This window comes from Oerskovia flava, assembly GCF_026163685.1.
In the GTDB taxonomy this organism is placed as follows: Bacteria; Actinomycetota; Actinomycetes; order Actinomycetales; family Cellulomonadaceae; genus Oerskovia_A; species Oerskovia_A flava.
In genome coordinates this window covers 129,752-149,219 of the sequence record NZ_JAOXSR010000002.1, presented here as the reverse complement: position 1 = coordinate 149,219, position 19,468 = coordinate 129,752, and the positions used below count along the sequence as shown (strand labels likewise).

Below are 19,468 nucleotides of genomic sequence, written 5' to 3'. Positions count from 1 at the left end.
GCGTCGCGGCCGGGCGGGGTCGGGGCACGAGCCGGTGCTCAGCCGGTCCGGACCGCGAGGCGCAGCGGCCGGTCGAGGATCTGCCCGAGCCGGTCGACCTCCGCGGCGAGCGCCTCGCCGAGCGCCTCGGGGCGTGACTCGAGGGGTGACTCGAGGGGTGACGTGCCGGCGTCGAACATCGACACGACGACCTCGTCGCGGGGCGCGGTCCACGTCCCGGTGACGACTCCCCCGGCCACGACGAGGTTCGCGCCGCGGCTCACGGCCTGCCGGTGGGCGGGCGGCACGACGTGCGGGTCGGCGGTCCCGGGACCGAGGACCCACTGGTCGAAGCCCGGCAGGAGGTGCACGCTCGTCGACGGCTGCGTCGCGGCCAGCGCGGCGGCGTCCTCGCGCAGGACGGCCAGGCGCTCGCCCTCGACGACGACCTCGGCGAGCTCGTCGCCGAGCTCTGCCCACCACCGGCGGATGCGTGCGCGCCCGGCGCCGAGTCCCTCGCCCAGCCAGTAGTGGGCCTGGGCCTCGCTCACCGGGCCGTAGGTCGCGACGTACGACCGCACGGCGTGGTGCCCTGCCACCTCGAGGTCCGGCCACGGAGTCCAGCGAGGGTTGGTGCTGAGCAGCTGGAACGTCCCCTGCCCGTCGCGGGTCGGGCCGAAGCTCATGTCCCCCTGCCACGTGAGCGGCTTGAGGAGTGTGTCCGACCCGTCGGTGAAGACGTCCCGCAGGTGCGCGAACCCCGCGTCCTGCCCGACGGCGGCGCCCAGCTCGGCGCGCGTCAGCGGCCCGTCCGCGAGCGCCGCCCGTACAGTCTCGCGCAGGCGGGGCCAGTCGCCCGGTTCCAGGTCGTAGAAGGTGCGCCAGCTCGTGCGCTCCCACATGCGCCCGGCCGCGCGCAGGGTGAGGTAGGCGCCGCCGTCCTCGGGGGTGACGAGGTGCGTCGCGCCACGGAACGCGTAGACCTTGAGGATCTCGCCGGCTGCGAGCGCACGCGTGACCTCTCCGGGCGTCGAGGAGGTGCGTCGTGTGCGGATCGCGAGCTCGGCGTCGGACGCCGCGGGCACGGCGCACAGGCGCCCGACGACGCCCGCGACCGGCTTGCCCGCGAGGTCGCCGCCGACCGGGTCGAGGAGCTGGCGTCGCAGGCGCCAGGCGAGGGCTTGCGGCCACGTGATGTCCACGTTCGCAGGGTATCCGTAGCGCTCACGCCGTGGGCTGCGTACTGTGTCCAGCGCGCGTCGAGCCGGCACCGATGCCGCGCCCCGCAGTGCTGCCTGCACTGCAACGACCGTGGAAGGACTCTCGATGTCTTCGCGCACATCGCACCCCCGGCACCTCACCCGACGCTCGTTCCTCACCGTGGCGGCCGCCGGCACGCTCGCCGCAGCGTTCCCCCTGACGCCCGCGAGCGCCGTCGGCCGGACGTTGCGGCACGGGCCCCTCGTGGCGGCGACGACGCCGGCCTCGTCGCTCGGCGCCCACCCCGGCCTGCTGCACACCACGGGCGACCTGTCGTACCTGCGCCCGCGGGTGGCGGCCGGGCTCGCGCCGTGGAGCGACGGGTGGGCCCGTCTCACCCAGAACGGACGCTCGAGCAGCGGCTGGCAGCCTCGACCGCTGACGACGGTCGTGCGCGGCGGTACCGGGCAGAACTACGCGCAGATGTACCCGGACATCCACGCCGCCTACCAGAACGCGGTCCGCTGGCGCCTCGGGGGCGGCGACGCGCACGGCGACGCGGCCGTGCGCATCCTCAACGCGTGGTCGTCGACGCAGACCGGCCTCGCGGGGAACGCCGACCGGTTCCTGGCGTCGGGGATCTACGGGTACCAGTGGGCGAACGCGGCCGAGCTGGTGCGTGACCACCCCGACTTCGACGTCGAGGCGTTCCGGACTCTCCTGCTGGACGTGTACCACCCGATGGCCGAGCACTTCCTCACGCACCACAACGGCGCCGTCATCACGAACTACTGGGCGAACTGGGATCTGGCGAACATGTGCGCCGTCCTCGCCATCGGGGCGTTCGCGGACCGCCCAGACCTCGTGGACCGCGCGCTGGAGTACTTCGAGACCGGCGCGGGCAACGGGTCGATCCTGCACGCGGTTCCCCACCTGCACGACGACGGGCTCGGCCAGTGGCAGGAGTCGGGCCGCGACCAGGGGCACTCGGTCATGGGCATCGGGCTGATGGGTGCGTTCTGCGAGATGGCGTGGAACCTCGGGGTCGACTGCTACGGGTACGACGACAACCGCTTCCTCAAGGGCGCCGAGTACGTCGCGAAGTACAACCTCGGTCACGACGTGCCGTTCACCCCGTACACGTGGCAGTCGGGCCCGGCAACGACCGCTCCGCACGTCGGTTGGAACACCCAGACCGCGGTCAGCGACATCGCGCGCGGCCACGTGCGACCGGTGTGGGAGCTCGTGCTCGGTCACTACGCGGGCCGCCGCGGCCTCCACGCGCCGTGGGTCGAGCAGATGGCCGCGACGGTGCGGGCCGAGGGTGGTGGTGGTGACTACGGGTCGACGTCGGGCGGGTACGACCAGCTCGGGTTCGGCACGCTGCTGCAGTCCGCGCGCACCAGCCCCAGCCGGTTCGAGGCGCTCGGCCGCCCGGGGGCGTTCCTGCGGCACCGGGGGTACGTCGGGCGGGTCGAGGCGTCCGTCTCGCCGGCCGACGACGCCCGGTTCCGGATGGTGCCGGGGCTCGCGTCGAGCGCGGGCGGGCGGGTGTCGTTCGAGTCGGTGAACTTCCCGGGCCACTACCTGCGGCACGACGCGTACGCGCTGCGGCTCGTGGCCGACGACGGCACGGCCCAGCTCGCGGCGGACGCGACGTTCGAGCCCGTGGCGGGTCTCGCCGACCCCTCGCTGGTGTCGTTCCGGTCGCACAACATCCCGGACCGGTACCTGCGCGACCTGAGCGGTACGGCCCGCATCGACGTGGTGACGAGTGCGGCCGAGAGGGCGAGCGCGACGTTCCGCGAGTCGCTCTGACGCACGTGTTCGTTTGCTTTCACGTTGCCAGGACCGGTTGACGGGCCTCCCCCCGACGCCTACTTTCGGACACGAACGAACGTTGCAGCACGCGAACAAACACAAACGATCACCGAGGATCGTGGCGGCTGCGGCGCATGATCGAAGGAGATCTCCGTGCCCGACGCTGCCGCCGGACCCCGCGCCTTCTCGCACCGACCCCCTCACCACCCAGCCGGCCTCCGGCGACGCCTCACGGCGACCCTGGCCGCGACGACGGCGCTCGCGCTCGGCGGGTCGCTCGCCGCGGTCGCCTCCCCGGCCGTACCCACCACCGCTGCCGTCACCGCCCCGGGCGCACCCGCCGCGGTGGCGACAGCGGCCGCGCCGGACCTCGTCCCCGCGCCCGACGGCTCGGTCTGGGAGGACACCGACGGGAACGCCATCAAGGCTCACGGCGGCTCGGTCGTCACGGTCGACGAGGCCGAGGTCGGCCTCGACATCACCGGGGACGGCACCACCGACCAGGAGGTCTACCTCTGGTACGGCGAGGACAAGACCCACGCGACCCGGCCCGTCGACGGCGTGCGGGGTTACTGGTCGACCGACCTCACGACCTGGAACGACATGGGGCTCGTCCTGCCCAGCCACCAGCACCTCACCCTGAGCGTCGCCCCGGGCGGCGGGTCGGTCCAGGTCGACCCGGCCAAGGTCGACGCCCTGACGGCCGTCGCGAACAAGACCGCCCCGGACGCGAGCTCGACCCAGGCGCAGATCGACGCCGCCAAGGAGTTCGTCGCCCCGTACGTCGAGACGTGGGCCGACGAGGACGCCGGCGTCGCCGCGACCTACGACGACGCCGCGCTCGCCAACGCGTCCTACCGCCTCAACGGCAACATCAACATCATGGAGCGTCCGAAGATGCTCTGGAACGCCGCGACCGGCAAGTTCGTCATCATCTACCACGCCGACGGCCCGCTGCCCACGGACACCAACCTCGTGCGCTGGGTCGGCGAGGGCGGGAACCCGGCCGACCGCAACATCGGCTCGCGCTACTCGCGCGCCGAGATCGGCTTCGCGACGTCCGACACCCCGTGGGGGCCGTTCAAGCTCGTCAACACGACGAAGATGAACTGGGCCCCGGGCGTGCCTACCGCCGGGCGCGAGGGCGACTCGCGCGACATGACGGTCTTCCAGGACGCCGGCCAGCACACGGTCGACGACGAGGCCGACGACGCGTACGCCGTCTACTCCTCCGAGATGAACAAGTGGATGTACGTCTCGAGGCTCAACGCCGAGTACACCGGCCCGCTCGCCGAGGCCGACGCCGCGACGCTCGGCGAGGACTTCTCGAACCGCGTCCTGCCGGACTTCTCCCGCGAGGCCTCCAGCGTGTTCCGGTACGACGGCTGGTACTACATGATCACCTCCGGCACCGACGGCTGGGCGTCCACCCCCGTGGTGGCGTACCGGTCGCGCTCGATGATCACCCCGACCGAGGCCGTCGTCGGCAACAACAACGGCCACCCGTCGACCGGTCAGTGGGAGCGGCTCGACCCGCGCAACCCCTGCGTCGGCGTGGCGGCCCGTGCGGGCGTCGGCACGGCCGACCCCACCCGGTGCTTCGACTCGCAGCCGACGTACGTCATCACGCTCGACCAGGAGGCGGGCCGGTTCGCGTACATGGGCGACCGCTGGATCGTCGACCCCGCCACCGGCTCCGCGGGCGAGGGCTCGCGCTACGTGTGGGCGCCGATCCAGGTCGACACGCAGGCCGGTCACGTCACGGTCGAGAACGTCGGTGCGTGGGACCCCGAGAACACGGCGTTGTTCCACCCGATGGAGCCCGTCGCCCCGCTCGCGTTCAGCGCGCACGTCGACGACCGCGACACGTTCGACCCGACCTTCGACGTCACGGTCGCCGGCGAGCGGTACGACGACCTCACGGCCGACTGGTCCGCCGCGAGCCTCGGCACCGCGTTCGCGGCCGCCGGCACCCACACGCTCGTCGGCCACGTCGCGGGCGACGGACCGCTCGCCGGGCGCTACGTCACCGCAACGGTCGAGGTGACCGGACCGGTCGACGTCTGCCGCGAGCCGGGCACGACCGTCAGCGCCTCCTTCCACCAGACCGAGTACGACACGATGCCCGCCGCGCGGGCGTGCGACGGCAACCCCGCCACCGCGTGGTCCACCTGGGCGGGGGGCGACCGCAAGCGCGACCAGGTGACGTTCACGGTCTCGGCCGCCTCGACCTGGACCGTCAACGCCGTCCGACTGACCAACACCGAGGGCGTCATCACCGGTATCGGTGTCGAGTACCGCGACCCGGCTGACGGCCAGTGGCGACCCACCACCGCGAGCGCCGTCGCGCCGTCGGCCAACGGCACGCTCACCACGGTGCGCTTCGACCCCGTCGACACGACGGGTGTGCGCCTGACCTTCGACACCCCCGGGTCGTACCTGAAGATCTCGGGTCTGGCGGTGGCGGGCACCGTGCCCGTCGCGGCGCCGGAGCTCGCGGTCTCGGCGCAGGCCGACGCGCGCTGCCTCGCGGGCCGGGTCGCGATCTCGGTGAAGGCGACCAACGACGACGTCGTGCCCGCCGACCTCACGCTCGCCACCCCGTACGGCACGCGCACCGTGACGGGCGTCGCGCCCGGCGCGAGCGCGTACCAGTCGTTCACGACCCGCTCGGCGAGCACCGACGCCGCGCCCGTGGAGGTGACGGCGTCCGCCGTCGTCGACGGGCAGGCGGTCACGGTGAGCGAGGACCTGACGGCGCCCGCCAGGACCTGCTGAGCGCAAGCACCCCACGCACTGTCCCCCCGTACCACCCCGCACCATGTCGCACCCCGTGGCGACAGGAAGGCTGACCATGAGACTCCTCGCGATACCCCTCGCAGGGCGCGTGCGCACCGCCACCGCCGTGACGGCCGCGCTCGCCCTCACCGTGACCGGGCTGGCCGCCGCACCCGCCACCTCCGCGGTCCCCGGCACGGTCCCGGCGGCGCCCGTCGCCACCTCGACGCTGCCGGACGACCTGCCCGAGCTCCGCTTCGACGACCCCTCCATCAACTGGGCGCAGATCCTCGTCGACGGTGAGGACGTCGAGCGGGACGACGACGGCGCGGCCTTCAACGTGTTCGGCGGGTTCGGCTCCGTGTCGTGCAACAACACGGGCAACCTCCTGCTGGACTACAAGGAGGAGAACCCGGAGGCGTACTGGAAGATCATGCGCATGCTGTTCGACACCGAGACCGGTGCCGGGCTGCGGCACATCAAGGTCGAGCTCGGCTCGGACACGAACACGTCGTCGGGCACGGAGCCGGCGACCAAGCGCAGCGAGGACGAGCCGGCGAACGTCCTGCGCGGCGCGGGCTTCCACTTCATCGCCGACGCGCTGTCGATCAACCCGGACATCGAGACCGAGGCGCTGCGCTGGGGCGAGCCGTCCTGGACGGGCAACGACTTCGACCTGCGCTACCAGTGGTACAAGGAGACGATCGACGCCGCGTACGACACGTACGGCATCGAGTTCGACTACATGAGCCCGTCGCAGAACGAGGTCGGTGGGAGCTTCCGGGCCGCCGACATCGCGCCGCAGCTCAACTGGACGGTCGACTTCGCCGAGCGGCTCGAGGAGGACGCCGACGAGGCGGACGCCCGCTACGACTACAGCGACATCAAGATCGTCGCGCTCGACAGCTACCGCAACGTCGAGCCCGTCGCGGCCGCGATCCTCGCGAACCCGCGCGCGCTCGAGCAGGTCGACGCGATCGGCTACCACTACGACATCGCGGGCAGCCCGAGCCTCACGCGGCTCAACAAGGAGTTCGGCATGGAGGTGCTGTACTCCGAGGCCGTCGCCCCGATGATCGACCCGCAGTACCGCATCAACGCCGAGCCTGCCCGCGGCGGCATCGGCGGCACCGTCGGTGCGGTCGACATCGCGGACCGGTTCATCAACGCCTACCGCTGGAGCGGCGCGGGCGACCACCCGGGCCACATGACGTCGTTCCTGTTCCAGCCCGCGGTCAGCGCGATGTACGAGGGGTCGCAGTACTCCCCCAAGCACCTCATCCGCGCGTCGGACCCCTGGTCGGGGTACTACGAGGGTGGCGTCGGCATCACCACGGTGCGCCACTTCATGCAGTTCATCGACAAGGGCTGGGAGTACGTCGAGGGCGCGTCCTACGGCAACGGCACCAAGGGCGACGGCGGCACGAACGTCGACACCTCGACCCGCACCTACCTCACGCTGCGCACCCCGGCGGCCGACGGCGGCGAGCCCGACGTCACCCAGGTGCACGCGAACAACACCTCCACGGTGCGCCACTTCGAGGTGAAGGTCGCCAACCTCGGTGAGGCCCGCCCCCTGAGCGTGTGGGAGACCCGCGGACCGGACGCCGGCCAGTCCTACGACGAGAACTACTTCCAGAACACCGGCTACGTCGCGCCGGTGCGCACCGAGACCATCGACGGCGTCGAGCACGCCGTCTACCAGGTCGAGGTCGCGCCGTACTCGATCCAGACCCTGTCCACCCTGCCGCAGGGCGTGCACGGCTCGACGACCGAGTACACACCCGGCGAGTACGCACCCGACGTCGAGGACACCCCCCTCGAGCTGCCGTACACCGACGACTTCGAGTACGCCGACTACCCGACGACCGACGTCAACGGCGTCGAGATGGACTACGTCGAGCGTCGTGGGGGCTCGCCCCGGTACACCGCCGACCAGAACGGCGCGTTCGAGGTCGTGCGCACCGACGACGCCGAGCGCGGCAACGTGCTCGAGCAGCGGATCCACGCCGACAACCGTGGCTACACGTGGAACGTGTGGGGCAACGGCGCGCAGAACATCCTCGCGACCGCGGACCCCGCCACGGTCCTCGGTGACCACACGTGGGCGAACTACACGGCGTCGACCGACTTCCGTCTCGACACCCAGGTCCGCAACGCGTCGCTGCCGAACTTCGTCGGTGTCGGCGTCCGCCAGGTCGTCGCGCAGGGCGCCGACCTCTCCGCCTACGCGGCGCGCGTGCACGCCGACGGGTCGTGGCAGCTGCGCAAGCTCAACAACGCCGTGGCCTCGGGCACGATCAGCGGGTTCGACGCCGACGCGTGGCACAACCTCGAGGTCGAGGCCCGCGAGAACGTCATCACGGTCCGCCTGGACGGCGACCAGATCGCCCGGTACACCGACACCAGCGCCAACCCCGTCATGGCGGGCCGCATCTCCCTGGTGAGCGGGTACTACAACACGCAGTTCGACGACCTGGAGATCGCCCCGATCGAGGGCTACGCCTGGGAGTCGATCAAGATCGACGACGCCGACTCCCGGATCACCTACCCCGGCGGCTTCGCGTTCAACCAGGCGGGCTACGGCCACGGCAACCGCACGCAGCACGTGCTGTCGACGGGCCGGTCCTTCACGCTCGACTTCGAGGGCACCGGGTTCAACCTGTTCGGCGCGACGGGGGCGGCGACGCTCGACGTCGCCGTCGACGACGAGCCCGTGCGGACCGTGAACGTGGGCTCGGCCGCCGACCGTCAGACGTCGTACTGGTTGCGCGGTCTCGACGGCGACGTGCCGCACACCCTGACCGTCACCGTCCGCAGCGGGTCGTTCACGCTCGACGGCATCGACGTGCTCGTCGGCGGCGCCCCGGCGCTCGAGGTCGACCCCGAGGAGAAGCCGATCGCGGTCGACGGCCAGCTCGGCCGGCTCGTGACCGGCGTCGGTGAGGCACCGGAGCTCCCTGAGACCGTCACCGCGACGTCGCAGGCCGGCACCACGATCGAGGCCGAGGTCGACTGGTCCGTCTCGGTCGGTGCGTTCGACGAGGCCTACGACCTCGTCACGGTCGACGGCACGTTCGTCAACAACCCGCTGCTGAGCGTGCTCGCGCACGTCGAGGTCGTCCCGGACGGGCTGCAGTACCTCGTCGACGCGAACGCGCCCGCCACGAGCGCCGCCGTCACGCACCCCGCGGTGCTGGCGTACGTCGCCGACCAGGGCGGCGAGCTGCGCAACGACGTGGCGGACGCCGCGTTCACGGCGGAGCGAGGCTGGGGCCGGGCCGCGACGTACACCGCGAAGGGCCTGCTGAACCAGACCCCGTACGACAAGATGCGCGAGACCGGGTGGTACACGGCCGGGGCCACGACCCCGCTCTCGTACCGGTTCACGCTCCCCGCCGGTGAGTACACCGTGTCCTCCGGGCACACCGAGTGGTGGAACGTCGGCAGCGGCCGGGCGCGCAACATGCGCACGACCGTGAACTGGACCGACGCCGCCGGGCAGGCGCAGTCCGTGCCCGTGGGCGCCGTGGCCTTCCCGAACGGCAGCAGCGGACGCTCCGAGGTGCTCTCCGGCGACTTCACGCTGGACCACGAGACGGTCGTCACGTACACCGTGGCGAACGACGGCGGCACCGAGGCGCCCGTCATCAGCTGGGTCGCCGTCGCCGGCGAGGAGAGCGTGGCGCAGGGCGTCGAGACGACCACGGTCGTCGCCGAGCGCTGCGTCGCCGGCAAGCCGTACCTCACGGTGCGCGTGACCAACGACGACGAGGTCCCGCTGGACGTCGAGATCGACACGGCGTACGGCACGAAGGCCTTCGCGGAGGTCGCGCCGGGCAAGAACGCCTACCAGTCGTTCGTCGTCCGCCAGACGCCGGAGGCCGGCACCGTGACCGTCACCGCCAGCACGACCGGCGGCGAGCGCGAGGGCGTCGAGGAGGTGGAGCACCCCGCGCCCACCTGCTGACGCTCGACCGAGCAGACCGACGGGCCCGTCCCTCGCACCTGGTGCGAGGGACGGGCCCGTCGTCGTGGGCGATGTGCACGGGTGCACGGGGTCCGCACCCGCCGGTTCGCGGGGAGGCGCAGGTCATGAGTAACGTCTGTGCCATGTCGAGCCCCGAGGCGTCCACACGAGGGCTGCCGGTCACGCCGTCAGCCCCGAGCCACTGAGCATCTAGCCCCCTCCCTGTCGCGCCTGCGCACGGGCGACGCCGAGGCGATCTCGGGCGTGCTGACCGCGGTGACGAGAAGTCCTCTCCTCGTTCTCTCACCTCGGAGTCCTCGATGCCTTCTGTTCTCTACCTGCTTGCCCTGGCCGTCTTCGTCATGGGCACCTCGGAATTCATGCTCGCCGGCCTCGTGCCGGACATCGCTGCGGACCTCGACGTCTCGGTCGGCACCGCCGGCCTGTTGACGTCGGCCTTCGCAATCGGAATGGTCGTCGGCGCACCCGCCATGGCGGCGCTCGCCCGCCGCTGGCCGGAACGTGCCACGTTGCTCGCGTGCGTCCTCGTGTTCGCGCTGTGCCACGTCGTCGCCGCAACGACGGCCCACTTCTCCCTCCTCTTCCTCACGCGTGTGATCGCTGCGCTGGCCAACGCCGGGTTCCTGGCAGTCGCGCTGAGCGCCGCGACCAGACTCGTCGCACCGCATCAGAAGGGCCGGGCACTGTCGGTCCTTCTGTCGGGCACGACGATCGCGGTGGTCGCGGGCGTCCCGGCCGGGTCGCTGCTCGGCTCCGCGCTCGGTTGGCGGGCGACCTTCTGGGCGATCGTCCTGCTGTGCGTCCCCGCCACGCTGAGCATCGCGAGGAGCATTCCCCGCAGGTCCGTCGAGGCCGCGCGGGCTGTCGGCGGCCCCACGCTGCGGTCCGAGCTCGTGCAGCTTCGGGCGCCCAGGGTGCTTCTGGCGATGCTCCTCGGAGCGTTGGTCAACGGCGGCACGTTCGCCGTCTTCACCTTCTTGGCACCGATCGTCACCGACACGGCTGACCTCGCCGAGACGTGGGTCTCCGTGGCACTCGTGCTCTTCGGTCTCGGCTCCTTCCTCGGCGTCACGCTCGCGGGACGTCTCTCCGACGGGCGTCCCGGCCTCGTCATCGCCGGAGGAGGGCCCCTCCTCCTGCTGGGGTGGATCGCGACGGCGCTGCTCGCGAGTCATCCCGTGCTGCTGCTCGGTCTCCTGCTGATCCAGGGCATTCTGGCGTTCGCGGTGGGGAGCACGTTGATCTCGCGGGTGCTCTACGCAGCCACCGGCGCACCGACGATGGGCGGTTCGTACGCGACCGCCGCACTGAACCTCGGCGCGGCCGCGGGCCCTGCGATCGCAGCGGCAGCCCTCACCGCCGGGTACGGCGTCCTGGCGCCGGTGTGGGTCGCCGTCGCGTCGACAGCACTTGCGCTGCTGGTGGCGTTGCCCCTGCTGAAGACGATCGCACCGCAGGCCGCCGCGGCTGCAGTGGAGAGCTCGTAGGCCGTGGCGGTGCGTGGCGCGCGCACGCGCACCCTGTCGGCGGACACGGGCGCTGAGGCACACTGGTCCCATGGGCGGAGCCCTGGAGACCGACTACCTCGTCATCGGCGCGGGTGCTGCCGGTATGGCGTTCACCGACGCGGTGCTGGACCACGGCGACGCGCACGTGACGCTCGTCGACCGGCGTGACGCCGTCGGCGGCCACTGGCGCGACGCGTACCCGTTCGTGCGGCTGCACCAGGCGTCGCCGTTCTACGGCGTGGCGTCCACGCCGTTCGGCGGGGCGGTCCAGACGTTCGGCCCGGAGGCCGGACTGCACGAGCGTGCCACCGGTGCCGAGGTCTGCGCCTACTACGACGGCGTGCTGCACGAGCGGTTCGAGCCGAGCGGTCGCTTCGTGTTCCTCGGCGGCCACGAGGTGTCGGACGGCGGCCGTGTGACGGCGCTCGACTCCGGCGTCGAGCACGAGGTGCGGGTCCGACGGCGCGTCGTGGACGCCCGCTACCTGTCCCCGCGCATCCCCGCGCTGGACCCGCCGCCGTTCGAGGTGTCCGACGGCGCCACGTGCGTGCCGGTGGGCGAGCTGCCGGCGGTCGCGGGGTCGGCGGGGTCGTTCGTGGTGGTCGGGTCGGGCAAGACCGCGACCGACGCGATCGTGTGGCTGCTCGGGAACGGGGTGCCGCCGGACGCCGTGTGCTGGGTGCGTCCGCGCGAGCCGTGGATGCTGGACCGGGCCGTGGTGCAGCCCGACCCGGCCGTGTTCCTCACCATGGTGACGTCGCTCATGGTGGCCGGGGCGTCGGCGGCGTCGGTGGACGAGTTCTTCCTGCGGCTCGAGGACGACGGCGTCATGCTGCGGATCGAACCCGCGGTGGTCCCGACCATGGCGCGCGTGCCGACGCTGGCGCGGTGGGAGCTCGAGCTGCTGCGGACGATCGAGGACGTGGTGCGGCTCGGGCACGTGCGGCGGGTCTCGCCAGGCGTGGTGACGCTCGAACGCGGGCAGGTGCACGTGCCGCGCGACGCCGTCGTCGTGCACTGCGCGGCCGAGGGCCTGCGGCAGCGGCCGGTCGTGCCGGTCTGGTCACCCGGACGGATGGTGCTGCAACCCGTGCGCGCCGGGTTCCCGTGCTTCGCGGCGGCCCTGGTCGGCTACGTGGAGGCGACGCGACCGTCGTCGGGCGAGGCCGAGCTCAACGCGCTGTGCCCGGCGACGCCGTACTTCTCGACGCCCGCCGAGTGGGTCGGGGCGCAGGCCGCCGGGGCGGTCTCGACGGCGGCCTTCATGGCGGCACCGGACGTGGCCGCGTGGGCGCACTCGACGCCCCTCAACCCGACCCGGCTGACCGCTGCCGATCGCGAGCGCGACGAGGTGCGGGACGCCGTCGGGCGGTTCAAGGCAGTGCAGGCGGCCGGGGTGCGGGGCATGGCGCGGCTGGCGGCAGCGCACGGCTGACGCCTCCGGGCGCCAACCGTCAGGCGCGCACGGGCCCCGTCGACTCGCGCACGACCAGACGCGGGCTGATCGCAACGCGGTGCACCGCGCGCGACGGGTCCTCCAGCCGCTTGACGAGCAGGTCGACCGCCGCGTGCCCGACGGCCGAGCGCGGCGGGCGCACCGCCGTCAGCGCCGGGCTGAACAGGCCCGCCACCTCGTCGTCGTACGCGACGACCGACAGGTCTCCCGGGACCGACAGCCCGCGGTCCTGCGCGTGCTGGACGATCGCGAACGCTTCCGGGTCGGAGTGGGCGAGCAGCGCCGTCGTGCCCGACGACAGCGCGGTCTCGACGACCTCCTCGACGACCCGCGGGAAGCCCGGCTCGTGCCGGTCCGGGGCGAGGCGCTCGAAGTGCTCGTCGGTCGACAGCCCCAGGTCGGCGCACGCCGCCCGCCAGCCCGCCGCGATCTTGCGCGACGTCGGCGAGAGCCGCGACAGCACGAGCGCGACGCGCCGGTGCCCGAGGTCGGCCAGGTGGTGCACCGCCATGAGCGCCCCGAGCGCGTGGTCGGAGACCACGGACTCGAGCGCCTCGCGGTGCGGCGCGAGCGCGGCCTCGCGCTCGACGAGCACGTGCGGCACCCCCGAGCGCGCCAGCCACTGCACCATCTCCTGCGCGTGCGGGCCGTCGGTGCGCGGCGCCAGGACCAGGCCGCGCAGGTTCTCGGACTCCACGAGGCGCTGCAGGGTGGGCCGCTCGTCCGCGGCCTCGTAGGACGAGCCGCGCAGCACGATCTTCAGACCGTGCTTGCGCGCCTCGATCTCCATCCCGCGCACGACGCCCGGCCAGTAGTAGTCGAGCGACGGCACGAGCACACCGATCGTCGCCGTGATCGCCGGGTCACCCGCACGGTGGTCGCCCGACGCCGCGACGGCGCCGCCGTGCACCCGCGCCAGCAGCCCTTCCCGTTCGAGGGTCGCGATGTCGCGGCGGATCGTCACGGCGGTCACGCCGAGCTCGTCGGTGAGGTCGGCGACGCGCACGACACCCTCCCGCTCGAGCGCGGCGAGCACGTGCGCCCGGCGCTCCGCGGCGAGCGGCGCGCGCTGAGCCTGTTCGGTGGTCACGTGGTCTCCCCTGTCTTCGGCCGTGCTGTCGTCTTCGGCAGTGTCGTGGTCGTGAGCGATGTCGTGGTGGTTCATCCGGTGCCGTCCTGCTCGACGACCACGGTCAGCTCGTCCCGACCGCTCGCGTCCAGGTCGAGCCGCGTGAGCCGCTGCCCCCAGACGTCCGAGAGCATCGGGTCGTCCAGCTCCTGCACGTGCACCTGCACGGCGACGTCCACGGGCCAGGTCAGGCGCACGGGCGTCGCACCGTCGAGCGGGAGCACGAGCGCCCCGCCCGTGCCCGGACGGACCTCGCCCGCGACGAGCAACCGGACCGACGTCGGGGCCGACCGCTCGTCCGTCGTCGCGCCCGCCAGGTCCCAGGCGTCGTGCACGACGACGCGGGCCGGCTCGCGCTCGAGGCGCACCTCGCGCCGCCAGGACGTGAGCCCCGGTACCGGGTACGCCCCGGCCAGGTCCAGCGCGAGCCCGGCGACGTCCGGGTCGGTCCGGGCGGCGACGTCGCGGGCCGCGTGCTGCGCCCCGGTCCCCTGCGCGGTGCCGGCCACCTCGGGCACGTTGTGCCACGAGCTCTGCATCATCCACAGCGTGTACCGGTCGGGGCCGAACGTCTGCGCGGTGTACGTGGGGCGCCCGGCGTCGACGAGCACGGGCACGCCGTCCGAGGCCACGACGAACGAGCCGACGTCGTTGTGGTTGTGGTTCTCGCCGTTGTGGCCGCCCTTCGCCGCGAGCGCCAGCCCGCGGGGCGTGCCGGGGTGCTCGCGGGCGAGGAGCACCTGGGTCGAGCCGAGCCACACGTCGCGCGGCAGCGGCGCGGTGGCCCGCGGTGCGGCGCACCACGCGGGGTCGGTGACGGCGCGCAGCAGACGACCGAGGCCGGAGCGCTCGTCGGCGACCGGCGCTCCGGGTACGCGGTACGACGCCGCGTGGTCGCGCGCTTCGTCGTCCCCCGCCCGGCGGGCGGCGCGGTGCAGCGCGTGCCACGGCTGCTCGGCGGGCGGCCGGGCAGGGCCGTCGGCGACGTTGAGGTACCAGTCGCCGCCGAGGTGCATGCGGTGCGGGAAGGCGAGCGTGGCGCGCAGACCGGCGGCTCCGCCGGGCGCGAGAGCATCGAGCGAACCGCCCGTGGCGTGCGCGAGCAGGTCGAGCGCCTCGACCGCACGGCACGCGCCGTTCCACCAGTACGAGTAGCCCTCGTCGATGGCCCCGTCGACGGGCAGGACGGCGACGTAGCGGTCGATCCCCTCCACCACGAGGTCCACGACGTGGGCGCGCAGCGCGGCGTCGTCCGGGTCGTCGAGCAGGCGCAGCGCGGCGACGAGCACGTTGCCGTGGATCCACGGGTTCCAGTTGTGCGCGTCGCCGTCGAGCCCGAGCCAGTGCCAGTCGCGCCGGTCGAGGAAGGGGATGAGCACACGGGTGCGAACCTCGTGGCGCACCCGCGCGCGCACGCCCGGGTACCGCGCGTCGAGCACGTCGCCGAGCACCTGGTCGGCCCAGGCGAGCTGGCCGGCCACCTCCCCCGCGCCGAGGTCCAGGAACGGGCGGTCGACGGCGGGCAGCACCCAGCCCTGGACGGCGCGGGTGTCGTCGTGGGCCGGCCAGCACCAGGAGCTCTGCTCGCACAGCTGCCAGAGCCCGTCGGCGACCTCATCGGTCCAGCGGTCCGTGTGCGTGGCGGCGGCCGCGACGACGGCCCGGGAGAGCCGCTCCTGGCGCTCGAAGACGAGCGCCTCGTGCGTCGCGCGGTCGCCGTCGCGGTGCAGCCGCGCGGCCGTGCTCGCGAGCGGGAGCGGCCACGGCCGATCGAGGTCCTTCTCGGCGCGGGTGAGCACGGCCCGCAGCGTCGTGGCGTCGGCCGTGCCCCGGTCGAGGTCCCACACCGTGCGCGCGCTCGAGGACGGCACGGGAAGGGCCCGGTCCGGGTCGAGGAGAAGGCGCGCGAGCGCGTCCGGGCGCGAGGGGGTCAGGCGCGGCGCGAACGCCGCCGCGAGTGGGCCGGTGAACTGGCTGGACATCGCTCTCCGTCGAGGATCTGGGCTCCGGCGGGACGATCGCGACATCGCGATCCCCTGGGTGGACGTGCGTGTCCGATAACGACCACGGATGGTTGCTAAGCGAACGGAAACGATCATAACAGAATGGCTACGTGCTTGACAGTACCTGTTTCTGAGCGATTGACTCCGGATGTGTTCGGTGAACGCTCACACGGACGCATCGCTCAGGACGAGCACGACGACCAGTACGGCAGGACGACGCAGACGTCGACGGAGGACGCAATGACGCTCGAGGGCACCGGGTCACGCACGACCGAGCCCACCACCACGAGCCCCCTGACCGGGTGGGACCGTGCACGGTGGGCCGCGTTCGCGGACCACCTGCTCGCCTCGGTCCGTCCCTTCGCCTCGTCGGGCCACGCACGGATCACGCTGCCCGGCCCCGAGGGCGGCTACGGCCGGTCGATCGACGGCCTCGAGGGCTTCGCGCGCACCTTCCTCCTCGCCGGGTTCCGCCTCGCGGGCGAGCACGGCGCCGACCCGCACGGCTACGCGCAGTGGTACGCCGACGGCCTCGCCGCCGGCTCCGACCCGCACGCCGCGGACCGGTGGCTGCGGCTGTCGGAGCACGCCCAGGCCAAGGTCGAGGCCGCGTCGCTCGCGCTCGTCCTCGACCTCACCCGCCCGTGGATCTGGGACGGCCTGTCCCCCCTCGTCCAGGAACAGCTCGTCGACTACCTCGCCGAGGCCGTGGGCGACGACACCTACCCGCGCATCAACTGGGTCTGGTTCCGGCTCGTCGTCCAGACGTTCCTGCGCTCGGTCGGCGGACCCCACTCGCTCGACGAGATGGCCGCGGACCTCGCCACCCACGACTCGTTCGAACGCGCCGACGGCTGGCTCGCCGACGGGCCGGAGCGGTCCTTCGACCACTACAACGGCTGGGCGCTGCACGTCTACCCCACGCTCTGGGCGCGGATGCGCGGCGCGCAGGACCTCGCCGCCGACCGCCGCGAGCGCGACGTGGCACGCCTCGACCGCTTCCTCACCGACGCCGTCGCCCTCGTGGGCGCCGACGGCTCCCCGCTGCTGCAGGGTCGCTCGCTGACCTACCGCTTCGCCGCCGCCGCGCCGTTCTGGGTCGGGGCGATCGCCGACGTCCCCTCGCTCTCCCCCGGGCTGCTGCGCCGCGCCGCATCCGGCGTCGTCGACCACTTCGTCACGCACGGCGCCCCCGACGAGCGCGGCCTGCTCTCCCAGGGCTGGCACCACGAGTGGCTGCCGATCTCCCAGTCGTACACCGGACCCGGCTCACCCTACTGGGCGAGCAAGGGCATGCTCGGCCTCGCGCTGCCCGCCGACCACCCCGTGTGGACCGCGACGGAGGAGCCGCTGCCGATCGAGCGCGGCAACGTCCTGCGCACGGTGCAGGCACCGGGGTGGATCGTCAGCGGCACGCAGGCCGACGGCGTCGTGCGGGTGCACAACCACGGCACCGACCACGCCCGCGAGGGCGACGAGGTCGGTGACTCGCCGCTGTACGCGCGCCTCGCCTACTCCACCGCGACCGCACCCTGGTCCGACGAGCGCAGCCGCACCTCGCCCCTCGACCAGAGCGTCACGCTCGTCGACGCGGACGGGCGGGCCACGCACCGCACCGGCTGGCGCGAGCTCGGCGTCCGCATCGACGCCCGGCCCGGCCAGGTGCCGGTCGGCGTCGGCGCCAGCGAGGTCAGCGCCCACTGGCTCGACGCCGAGCTCGGCGGCCGGGACCACGGCTCCGGGCTTCCCGGCGCCGCGACCGACGCCGGCACTCTCACCGTCGTCTCCCTCGTGCGCGGCCCGTGGGAGGTCCGGCTCGTGCAGGTCGATCGCCTCGCCGACGGCGCGGCGTCCGCTCGCCTGCGCGTCGGCGGCTGGCCGGTCGTGGCGGGCGACGGGCTCGACTCGCAGGTCGTCCCGCTGCGCGGCGAGGCCACGACCGGCCACGAGGACCGCGAGGACGCCTCGCCCCTCGGCCGGCACGGCCGCACCCCGTGGGCCGACTTCGTCGTCGCCCCCGGCACCTGGGTCGCCGCACTGGTCACTCTCGAACGAGGCGTGACCCTCGAGCGGGACGACCCCGCACCTCGGGCGCCCTCCGGGGCGCCGACCCTCGAACTCGCGACGGCAGGACGAGCTGCCGACGTGGTCTGGCCGGACGGAGAACGCACGTCGACCGTCCTGCACTGACGTATCGGGTCGCCCACCGGCCCGATGTCTCGAACAGGTCCGACGCCGGACCTGCCTCACTCGAAGGAGAGCAAGGAATGAAGCGCAAGACCCCGGTACTCATCGGTATGACCGCCGCCCTCGCCCTGACCCTCACCGCCTGCAGCGGTGACGACGGCGGGAGCGACACCCCGCCCGCCGCCGAGGGACCTGTGACCCTCACCCTCGCGGGCTGGAGCCTGTCCTCGACGCCCGAGTTCCAGACGCTCGCGGACGCGTTCAACGAGGAGAACCCCGACGTGACCGTCGAGGTCCAGGAGTACGCCGCCGGTGACGACTACGACACCCAGATGACCGCGGACCTCGCCGCCGGCACCGCCCCGGACGTGTACGTGCTGAAGAACCTCAAGAACTTCTTCACCTACCAGTCGGGCGGCCAGCTCCTCGACGTCTCCGAGGTCACCGGCGCGCTCGACCCGAGCACCGGCGGGCTCGACGCGTACGAGGCCGACGGCGCCAGCTACGCGGTGCCCTACCGCCAGGACTCGTGGGTCCTGTACTACAACCAGGACATGTTCGACGAGGCGGGCGTCGACCAGCCCGACGGCTCGTGGACGTGGGACGACTACGAGCAGGCCGCGAACGACCTGACCGACGGGCTCGAGGGTGACGCCCGCGGGACCTACCAGCACAGCTGGCAGTCGACCGTCCAGGGCTTCGCGCTCGCGCAGAGCGGCGGCGCGCTCGACACGGCCGACTACGGCTACCTCGAGCCGTTCTACGACCGCGTCCTGGACCTGCAGGACTCCGGCGCCCAGGTCGACTTCGGCACCATCACGACGAACTCGCTCACCTACCAGGCCGAGTTCGGCACGCAGAAGGCCGCCATGTTGCCGATGGGCTCGTGGTACGTCGCGACGCTGATCGCCCAGCAGGCGTCCGGTGAGGCCGACGAGTTCGCCTGGGGCCTCGCGCCCATCCCGCAGGTCGACTCCTCGACGACCGGCACCGACGCCACCCCCGTGACGTTCGGCGACCCGACCGGCCTCGGCATCAACGCCGGGATCGACGAGGAGAAGATCCAGGCCGCGCAGGACTTCCTCGCCTTCGCCGCCGGTGAGGGCGGCGCCAACGCGCTCGCCGAGATCGGCATCACCCCCGCCCTCCTGGGCGACGACGTGGTCGACACCTACTTCGGTCTCGAAGGCATGCCCACGGACGACCTGACCCGGTTCGCGTTCTCCACGCACGAGACGCTCCCGGAGAACCCGGTCGGCGCGAGCACCGCGATCGTCCAGAACATCCTCGGCGACCTGCACTCGGCCGTGATGTCGGAGTCGACCTCGGTGGCCGACGCCATCAGCGAGGCGGAGGCCCGCGCCGCCAACGAGGCCGGGATCAGCTGACCCACCCGGGTCACCCCACCACCGCACG

General features: G+C 72.9%; 10 protein-coding genes. 7 read left to right on the top strand and 3 right to left on the bottom strand.

All coding sequences use genetic code 11. The features are described 5' to 3' along the window. Positions 1–38: 38 nt before the first annotated feature. Entirely contained in the window at positions 39–1,181 is a 1,143-nt protein-coding gene (locus OHL10_RS05315; RefSeq protein WP_265521140.1) for a DNA glycosylase AlkZ-like family protein, read from the bottom strand. A 124-nt stretch (positions 1,182–1,305) separates the two neighbouring features. Between OHL10_RS05315 and OHL10_RS05310 the strand changes: the two genes are divergently transcribed. From OHL10_RS05310 to OHL10_RS05290, 5 genes are all read left to right on the top strand, one after another. Continuing rightward, positions 1,306–2,997 carry an AbfB domain-containing protein gene (locus OHL10_RS05310; protein ID WP_265521139.1) on the top strand — a complete coding sequence of 564 codons (1,692 nt, stop codon included), beginning with the start codon at positions 1,306–1,308 and terminating at the stop codon, positions 2,995–2,997. Between the two features lie 156 nt (positions 2,998–3,153). Next, a complete protein-coding gene (locus OHL10_RS05305) occupies positions 3,154–5,778 on the top strand; it encodes a discoidin domain-containing protein (RefSeq protein ID WP_265521138.1) in 2,625 nt (874 codons plus the stop codon). Positions 5,779–5,854: 76 nt separating this feature from the next. After that, complete coding sequence (locus OHL10_RS05300; RefSeq protein ID WP_265521137.1) at positions 5,855–9,748, top strand: hypothetical protein; 3,894 nt, start codon at positions 5,855–5,857, stop codon at positions 9,746–9,748. 320 nt (positions 9,749–10,068) lie between these two features. Further along, positions 10,069–11,256 carry a Cmx/CmrA family chloramphenicol efflux MFS transporter gene (locus OHL10_RS05295; protein ID WP_265521136.1) on the top strand — a complete coding sequence of 396 codons (1,188 nt, stop codon included), beginning with the start codon at positions 10,069–10,071 and terminating at the stop codon, positions 11,254–11,256. Positions 11,257–11,326: 70 nt separating this feature from the next. Further along, positions 11,327–12,712: an NAD(P)-binding protein gene (locus tag OHL10_RS05290; RefSeq protein WP_265521135.1), complete on the top strand. Its 1,386-nt coding sequence runs from the start codon at positions 11,327–11,329 to the stop codon at positions 12,710–12,712. 19 nt (positions 12,713–12,731) lie between these two features. Here OHL10_RS05290 and OHL10_RS05285 read toward each other — a convergent pair whose 3' ends face one another. Together OHL10_RS05285 and OHL10_RS05280 are read right to left on the bottom strand one after the other, a co-directional pair. Further along, positions 12,732–13,823 carry a substrate-binding domain-containing protein gene (locus OHL10_RS05285; RefSeq protein WP_265521134.1) on the bottom strand — a complete coding sequence of 364 codons (1,092 nt, stop codon included), beginning with the start codon at positions 13,821–13,823 and terminating at the stop codon, positions 12,732–12,734. Between the two features lie 71 nt (positions 13,824–13,894). Then, a complete protein-coding gene (locus OHL10_RS05280; protein ID WP_265521133.1) occupies positions 13,895–15,844 on the bottom strand; it encodes a heparinase II/III domain-containing protein in 1,950 nt (649 codons plus the stop codon). A gap of 261 nt (positions 15,845–16,105) precedes the next feature. Between OHL10_RS05280 and OHL10_RS05275 the strand changes: the two genes are divergently transcribed. Further along, complete coding sequence (locus OHL10_RS05275; protein WP_265521132.1) at positions 16,106–18,055, top strand: DUF2264 domain-containing protein; 1,950 nt, start codon at positions 16,106–16,108, stop codon at positions 18,053–18,055. Positions 18,056–18,132: 77 nt separating this feature from the next. Continuing rightward, positions 18,133–19,440 (top strand): ABC transporter substrate-binding protein, encoded by a 1,308-nt coding sequence (locus OHL10_RS05270; protein ID WP_265521131.1) that lies wholly within the window; start codon positions 18,133–18,135, stop codon positions 19,438–19,440. The last annotated feature ends 28 nt before the right edge of the window (positions 19,441–19,468 follow it).